Raw genomic sequence first — 1,126 nt, 5'->3', positions numbered from 1 at the left:
CTTCAATACCGGCCCCACACCCTCGACGGCTTCATAGCCGGCACCGGACTCACCCTCGACACCCCAGCCTCACCTTGAAACGCCGAAGTCAGTAACGCGGCAAAGGTCGTGTCCACCATGCCGAGTGTCTCGGTCCCGAGGTCCGTGACTGGAGCCGACAGCATCCCGTTGCAGGCCGCCGGTGTCGCGGTCGTGCGGTGTCACGGTCTCGCCCCGGAGTTCGCTCTTGTGGGTGGTTGCTGATGATGCAGGCATCTGACCGGCCTCTCCTTCGGGCTCGGCGGCGCCCTGCCCAACGAGCCAGAGATGATGCCGTTGACAACCCAGCATCTCGCGGCTGGCCAGCCGCGCAGCCACACACTTGACCTCTACTGCCCGCTTCGTATCGCCATCACCAGCCACACGACCGGTCCCGCTGCCAGAACGATCAGCAGCAGACAGCACGGTACCGGGGACGGCCCCTTGAGGGGTGGCTGGGCTGCTATTTGCGGAGCCACTCGGCGCACGTCATCGGCGTGATACCACCTCTTGCCGGCGGACCCTGTAGTGGTCATCCAGCTCTCCGTATGGATCCGCACCCCATGGGCCAGCGCATTCACATACACCGAGCGAGTACCGACGCCCGGCCACAAAGTGCTCACCTGGCGCTCCGTCAGCCAGCCGTCCCCCTCGTCCGCCATATTCCGCCCTTACCCCCAGCAGCCGGTGACACGACATCATGAACTGTCCCATAGCCAGGCCTAGTTCGCACCCCCCATCGCTCCTCGGGGTTCCGACGCGGCGATCCGCTTCCCCGGCCCCGAACGCCTGGCGCGAGCGGGTGTGGCCCTCGTCATTGAGAACGGGCGGTCAGGGTCTGACCGCCGCCCTACCCCGAATCACGGCGCCGGGGCGTGAGCACCGTTACTGAGATTTTCAGTGTGGGGTCGGTGGGTCGAGGGGCAGGCCGGTGGCGGTGAGGCAGCCGTCGATCAGGTGGGACCGGAGCTGGATTCTGCGTAACTCGCGGCGGAGTGTGCGGTCGAGGTCGTCGGATGTATCGAACGCGGTGTTGGCCATCGCTCTGCGCACGAGGGACCAGACGGCCTCGACGGGGTTGAGATCGGGTGCGTACGGCGGCAGCCGG

At 66.5% G+C, this 1,126-nt stretch carries 1 protein-coding gene; it reads right to left on the bottom strand.

Going from position 1 to position 1,126, the window contains the following annotated elements; all coding sequences use genetic code 11:
• Positions 1–915: 915 nt before the first annotated feature.
• Positions 916–1,126 (bottom strand): transposase (locus tag AB0I68_RS39135; protein WP_363182217.1); only part of this gene is annotated, 211 nt, incomplete at its 5' end.

Origin of the sequence: Streptomyces sp. NPDC050448 (assembly GCF_040655295.1) — a bacterium.
GTDB lineage: Bacteria > Actinomycetota > Actinomycetes > Streptomycetales > Streptomycetaceae > Streptomyces.
The sequence above is the reverse complement of the archived record's forward strand: the minus strand, read 5'-3'. Positions and strand labels throughout refer to the sequence as shown.